The 6,694-nt window shown below is 61.0% G+C and carries 5 protein-coding genes; 4 read left to right on the forward strand and 1 reads right to left on the reverse strand.

Features of this window, described 5'->3' with window-relative positions; translation table 11 throughout:
- The first annotated feature begins 146 nt into the window (after nt 1–146).
- Nucleotides 147–1,112, forward strand: coding sequence for a glycerophosphodiester phosphodiesterase family protein (locus tag ACTHXA_RS12050; RefSeq protein WP_441672685.1), 966 nt, complete (start codon nt 147–149; stop codon nt 1,110–1,112).
- 119 nt (nt 1,113–1,231) lie between these two features.
- Here the strand turns inward: ACTHXA_RS12050 and ACTHXA_RS12055 are convergent, their stop codons facing one another.
- On the reverse strand, nt 1,232–1,672 hold the full coding sequence (locus tag ACTHXA_RS12055) for a hypothetical protein (protein ID WP_441672687.1): 441 nt from the start codon (nt 1,670–1,672) through the stop codon (nt 1,232–1,234).
- Between the two features lie 217 nt (nt 1,673–1,889).
- On the opposite strand from ACTHXA_RS12055, the gene ACTHXA_RS12060 reads away from it, so the two are divergent.
- The 3 genes from ACTHXA_RS12060 (at nt 1,890) to sucD (ending at nt 6,588) form a co-directional block, all read left to right on the forward strand.
- A complete protein-coding gene (locus ACTHXA_RS12060; protein WP_441672689.1) occupies nt 1,890–4,292 on the forward strand; it encodes an ATP-dependent helicase in 2,403 nt (800 codons plus the stop codon).
- Nucleotides 4,293–4,501: 209 nt separating this feature from the next.
- Nucleotides 4,502–5,668 (forward strand): ADP-forming succinate--CoA ligase subunit beta, encoded by a 1,167-nt coding sequence (sucC, locus tag ACTHXA_RS12065; protein WP_441672691.1) that lies wholly within the window; start codon nt 4,502–4,504, stop codon nt 5,666–5,668.
- Between the two features lie 32 nt (nt 5,669–5,700).
- Nucleotides 5,701–6,588 carry a succinate--CoA ligase subunit alpha gene (gene sucD / locus ACTHXA_RS12070; RefSeq protein WP_441672693.1) on the forward strand — a complete coding sequence of 296 codons (888 nt, stop codon included), beginning with the start codon at nt 5,701–5,703 and terminating at the stop codon, nt 6,586–6,588.
- Nucleotides 6,589–6,694 lie beyond the last annotated feature (106 nt).

Below are 6,694 nucleotides of genomic sequence, written 5' to 3' on the forward strand. Positions count from 1 at the left end.
CAAGCCGCACAGAGCGGCTCTGCAGCGATAGCGGCAATACGGCGGAATCACCTTCGGTTGGTTCCGCCGTATTGCTGTGCGGATTGAGGTCAGTTCGTTCATGCTGAGTTCACGCAGATGTTTCCTTCGGCGCCGACCATGGCCGGATGCGCCCGCTCATCATCGCTCACCGAGGGGCGCCGAGCTATCTTCCCGAACACACCGAGTCGAGCTATCGTCTCGCGGTGCGGCAGGGTGCTGACCTGGTAGAACCGGATGTGGTGCCCACGCGAGACGGTGTGCTGATCGTTCGCCACGAGGCCAGATTGGAATCAACCACAAACATTGCCGAGCATCCGCAGTTTGCGGGACGGCGACGAGGCGACTCGCTCACCGAGGATGCGCCGGGAGAGCATGTGGGCTGGTTCGCGGAGGACTTCGTCTGGGCAGAGATCCAGCAACTCCGTGCGACGGAACGAATCCCGGACCTGCGGCCTGCTTCGGCCGCACATTCGGGAGCAGAGCCGGTCTTGCGACTGCGGGAACTCGTGACGATCATCCATGACGAGGCGCGCGCTCGCGGACGGTACTGCGGGCTGGTAATCGAACTCAAGCACGATGCGCGCACCCTTGCGTTTGGCTTTGACCATGTCGATCTTCTTGCGCGTGAGCTCGAGGGTTTGTGGCACCTCGATGTACTGCGGGACCTGCGCATTGAAAGTTTTGAAGCGGCTGCGCTCGACAGATTGCGTGAGCGCGGATCGACCGCGAAGCACGTGGTGCTCGTGGCCGCGGCCGAGGAAGTCGGGCCTGGTGAAGAGGGCCCAGCGCGGCTGACTGCGGAGGGTCTCGACGACGCGGCCGAACGCTTCGACGGTATTTCCGTGCGAACCTCGTTGCTGAGCCGCGAACTCGTCGAAGCCGCCAAGGCGCGGGGACTCGAAGTGCTCACGTACACGCTGCGCGCTGAGGACGAATTTCTCCCCGCGGAGTATGCCGGACGTCCCGAAGCCTATTGGGAAGTCCTTCTGGATACCGGCGTTGACGGAGTATTTGCGGACGCTCCTGATCGGCTGGTTGAGCTCCGTGATCGCAGGCAAAGTGCTGTTGTGCTCAGGGCCGCTACTCGATGAAATTGCGACAAGGTTAGTTCGACCAACAATCAGGCCGCTCGAGCGGGATGCTCAGAGCGGCCTGATTGCGCCGTGTCGCGGTGTCGCGGTGTAGGTGCGAAGAGAAAGCGTCGAGCCAATCAGGTCTCGTAGACACCGTCGAAGTCGGTATCGACTCCGACCGTGTCGAGCGCACCGTCGCCATCGGTGTCGACATAGACCGTTTCGGCGTAACCGTCTGCGTTGGTGTCCACGTATGACTCGTTCACATAGCCATCGGCGTCCGTGTCGACATCCAAGGTCTCGTGGTAGCCATCGTTGTTCGTGTCGTGCCAACTCGTTTCGAGGTAGCCATCGTTATTGGTGTCCTCGTGAATGGTCTCGTAGTGGCCATCCTGGTTTGCGTCGATACCGATGACTTCTGCTACGCCGTCGCCGTCAGTGTCAACGTACGTGGTATCGATGTAGCCGTCTGCATCGGTGTCAACGTGAACGGTGTCGACATAGCCGTCGCCGTTCGTGTCGACGGCGATGGACTCGTTATAGCCATCCCCATTCGCGTCATATGCGGTACTAGTCATTGTGCTTGGCCCCCTTGCCGCACTGGAAGCAACCTCAGCCTCCAAAAGAAGTGCCTTATTAGTGTGGCCTTTCTACAAGTGCGATAGTTGTACGTGTGCGCAAGCCCACTGCCGCTAACGCTGTAATTCAGGAACCTTTACGGTTTGCGGTCCGCCACCGTGACGTATCCACAGGCGTCGCGAGTTTGTCGGTGGCCATGCCTAGGATGGTGTGGTCATGACGTTCTTGCCTCCCACCAGCATCCCTGAAGACCTCGTCGAGGGTCTCAATCCACCACAGCGCGCCGCAGTCGAGTATCGCGGCAACGCGCTGCTCATCATCGCGGGCGCGGGCTCGGGGAAAACACGCGTGCTCACGCACCGCATCGCTTCCCTCATCGCAACGAGGGAAGCGTGGCCGAGTCAGATTCTTGCGATCACGTTTACGAATAAGGCAGCCGCCGAAATGCGTGAGCGGGTCGGGCAGCTGCTCGGTGAGGCTGTCGAGGGGATGTGGATCTCCACCTTCCACTCGGCGTGCGTACGAATTCTTCGTCGAGAGGCCGAGAAGTTTGGCTACACGCAGGGCTTTACGATCTACGACTCCGCGGATTCGAAGGCGCTGCTCAAGCGCATCGTGAAGGCCCTCGACGCCGAGTCGATGGGCGTAACGGTATCGAATGCACAGAACCGAATCTCAGCGCTGAAGAATGAGCTGATCGACCCGGACGGCTTTGCGCGCCAAGTGGAGTCGACAAATCCGCGCGACCAGCTCATCCTCGAAATTTATCGCCAGTACCAGCGTCAACTCGAGCGCAATAAGGCCTTCGACTTCGATGATCTGATCGCCCAAACGGTGTGGCTCTTCCGCGCATTTCCGGAGATTGCTGCCCTCTATCAGCGTCGCTTCCGACACGTGCTCGTCGATGAGTATCAAGACACGAACCACGCGCAATACGCGCTCATTCGAGAACTCACCCGTGGTACCGAGCCGCGGCACGTGCCGGCGGATACGCGCATCCAATTGGCTCCGGACGGATCGATCCCAGCCGCCTCGCTCACGGTTGTGGGTGATTCGGACCAGTCGATTTATGCCTTCCGTGGTGCCGATATTCGCAATATCACCGAATTCGAAAAGGACTTTCCGGGCGCCGAGACGATCCTGCTGGAGCAAAACTATCGCTCGACCCAGCACATCCTTGATGCTGCGAATGCGGTGATCGGCAATAACTTCGACCGGCGACCGAAGAACCTCTGGACTGCGGCCGGTGCCGGACCAAAGATTGTTGGGTACACGGGGTATTCGGCCCACGACGAGGCGCAGTTTGTGGCCGACGAGATTCACAAACTTCACGATCAGGGCACGAATTTCAATGACATGGCGGTGTTTTATCGCACCAACGCGCAGACCCGCGCACTCGAAGAAATCCTGATCCGATCGGCCGTTCCGTATCGGCTCATTGGCGGGACCAAATTCTACGAGCGCGCTGAAGTAAAAGATATCGTCGCCTATCTGCTGAGCATTTCGAACCCCGCAGATGAGCTCTCCGTGCGCCGGATCATTAACTCACCGAAGCGAGCGATCGGGCCCGCAACCGAAACCGCTATCTCGAACTTCGCGAACGATCATGACCTCACCTTCCGAGAGGCGATGGGGCGAGCAGAGGAACTCGGGCTCGGTCCCAAAGTAACCAATGCGATTCTCGATCTTGAACGCATCCTGCTCGATGCCGAGCAATCGATCGACCCCGCACGCAACACCGGCGCCGCCGCAGTCTCGGAGATGCTCACCACCCTCGTGCAGCGGATCGGCTATATCGACAAGCTTCGCGCGACCGGGAATCCCCAAGATGATGCGCGCGCCGAGAACGTGCAGGAGTTCATCAATGTCGCGAAAGAGTTCGATAAGCAGCATCCCGACGGCACGCTCGTTGATTTCCTGACCGATGTGGCGCTCGTCGCGGCTGCCGATGAACTCGACGACGAGTCGGGGGCGGTCTCGCTCATGACGCTGCACACCGCGAAGGGGCTCGAATATGACGCGGCGTTCATCACCGGAGTGGAAGAAGAACTCCTGCCACACCGCATGAGCGCCGATGAACCGGGCGGACTCGCGGAAGAACGCCGACTCTTCTACGTCGGCATTACCCGCGCCCGCAAGGTGCTGCACCTCTCACTCGCGATGACGCGGACCACTTTCGGTGAATCCGCAGTCGCGATGCCCAGCCGCTTCCTGCAAGAGATTCCGGATGCGCTGATCGACTGGCGACAATCGCCCGGTATGGCCACTTCTCGCGGCGGGGAGCGGCCGCGTGCGCTGAATGCAACGGGCTTCGGCGGCGGCGGGCGCGCCGTCGGCTCGCGGATGTACGGCGACATGCCACGCGGCCAGGGCCTCAAGGGTGACTTCAAACCCACTCGCGGCAACCGAACCTTCGACAACCAGATCACCGGCCAGATGCGCGACAACGCCGATCTCGAGCTGGCAGCCGGCGACCGCGTGAAGCACACCGATTTCGGTGAGGGCACCGTGCGGGCAGTGACCGGGGCACTGAAATCGAAGCGCATTGCCGAGGTCGACTTCGACGACGTCGGCCGCAAGAAGCTGCTGATCAAGGTCGCGCCCCTCGAGAAGCTCTAGGCACCTGCCGCAGTCTTCGTAATCTGCACCTGGAAACCGTTCAGCAGACCGGTCGTTCAGTTGGAGTAGGCTTTTGCCCGGATGCGCCGTAGCGTCGGCCAATTGGGTAACTGCTCTGAAGACCGTGCGCGGCCGGTCCTACTATTACTCACTATTTTCGTGCTCTAGCGAGCTAAACAACGCGGCGACAGCCGTGGATGGGAAGAAACGTGGATCTTTTCGAGTATCAGGCGCGTGACCTGTTCGAAGCACACGGTGTACCGGTACTGGCCGGCATCATCGCCGACACTCCCGAAGAAGTTCGGGCTGCCGCAGAGAAGCTTGGCGGTGTCACCGTCGTCAAGGCTCAGGTCAAGGTTGGTGGCCGCGGTAAAGCTGGTGGCGTAAAGGTTGCCAAGAACCCGGATGAAGCATTTGAAGCTGCGAAGGCAATCCTCGGCCTCGACATCAAGGGCCACACCGTTGAGCGCGTCATGGTTGCTGCGGGTGCGAGCATCGCGGAGGAATACTACTTCTCGGTGCTGCTTGACCGCTCGAACCGTAACTACCTCGCGATGTGCTCAAAAGAGGGCGGCATGGAGATCGAGCAGCTCGCTGTAGAGCGCCCCGAGGCGCTCGCGCGCATCGCGGTCGACCCGATCGCCGGAATCGATGAGGCCAAGGCCGAAGAAATCGCCCGCGCTGCCGGTTTCGACGACGCACTCGTCGCGAAGCTCGTGCCCGTGTTCGTGAAGCTCTTCGAGGTCTACCGTGACGAAGACGCCTCGCTCGTTGAGGTTAACCCGCTGATTCAGGATGCGGATGGCAACATCATCGCACTCGACGGCAAGGTCACCCTCGACGACAACGCCGAGTTCCGCCACGAGCACCACTCGGAGCTCGCCGCAGTTGCCGGCAACCTCGACCCGCTCGAAGAGAAGGCCAAGGAAAACGACCTCAACTACGTCAAGCTCGACGGCCAGGTGGGCATCATCGGTAACGGTGCCGGTCTCGTGATGTCGACTCTCGACGTCGTCGCTGGCGCCGGTGAGAACCACGGTGGCGTCAAGCCCGCGAACTTCCTCGACATCGGTGGCGGTGCTTCGGCAGAGGTCATGGCCGCTGGCCTCGACGTGATCCTCGGTGACGAGCAGGTCAAGAGCGTGTTCGTGAACGTCTTTGGCGGCATCACCTCGTGCGACGCCGTCGCAAACGGCATCGTGGGCGCGCTGAAGTCCCTGGGCGACACCGCCACGAAGCCACTCGTTGTGCGCCTCGATGGCAACAACGTTGAAGAGGGACGCCAGATCCTCGCCGACTACAACCACCCTCTTGTCACCGTCGTCCCCACCATGGACGAGGCCGCTGACAAGGCCGCAGAACTCGCGAACGCCTAAGCGCGCCAAACACGGAAAAAGGATTTAGCACTATGTCGATTTTTCTTGACGAGAACTCAAAGATCATCGTTCAGGGCATCACCGGTTCGGAGGGCTCGAAGCACGCGACCCGCATGCTCGAGTCGGGTGCCAACGTCGTAGGCGGTACCAACCCGCGCAAGGCTGGCCAGACCATCGAACTCGCTGGCAAGGAACTGCCGATCTTCGGCACGGTAAAGGATGCGATGGCCGAGACCGGTGCGAACGTCACCGTCATCTTCGTGCCGCCCGCCTTTGCTAAGGGCGCGATCGTCGAAGCTGCCGAAGCGGAGATTCCCCTCGCCGTCGCGATCACCGAGGGCATCCCGGTGAAGGACACTGCTGAAGCATGGGCACGCGTCCAGGAACTCGGTAACAAGACCCGGCTGATTGGCCCGAACTGCCCGGGCATCATCACCCCCGGTGTTTCGCTTGCCGGCATCACCCCCGCAAACATCACCGGTAACGGTCCGATCGGCCTCGTCTCGAAGTCGGGAACCCTGACCTACCAGATGATGTACGAATTGCGCGAGATCGGTATTTCCACGGCAATCGGTATCGGTGGCGACCCCATTGTTGGCACCACCCACATCGACGCTCTTGAGGCGTTCGAGGCCGACCCCGAGACCAAGGCAATCGTGATGATCGGTGAAATCGGTGGTGACGCTGAAGAGCGCGCTGCGGACTTCATCAAGGCCAACGTCACCAAGCCCGTCGTGGGCTACGTCGCCGGCTTCACCGCGCCCGAGGGTAAGACCATGGGCCACGCCGGTGCAATCGTCACGGGATCGGCGGGTACCGCTGCCGCGAAGAAGGAAGCCCTCGAGGCAGCCGGTGTTCGCGTGGGTACGACCCCAACCGAGACCGCAAACATCATGAAGGAGATCGTCGCAGGCCTCTAGCCAGCGCATCCAACTGGGGTGCGCATGCGCCCAGCCGTCGCGCATCCTCCAGGGGCCGCGTCTGCTCCGCAAGCCGCGCATCCTGATCTGAAAAAGTGCCACGAGA

The organism is Gulosibacter sp. (assembly GCF_052090685.1).
GTDB lineage: Bacteria > Actinomycetota > Actinomycetes > Actinomycetales > Microbacteriaceae > Gulosibacter.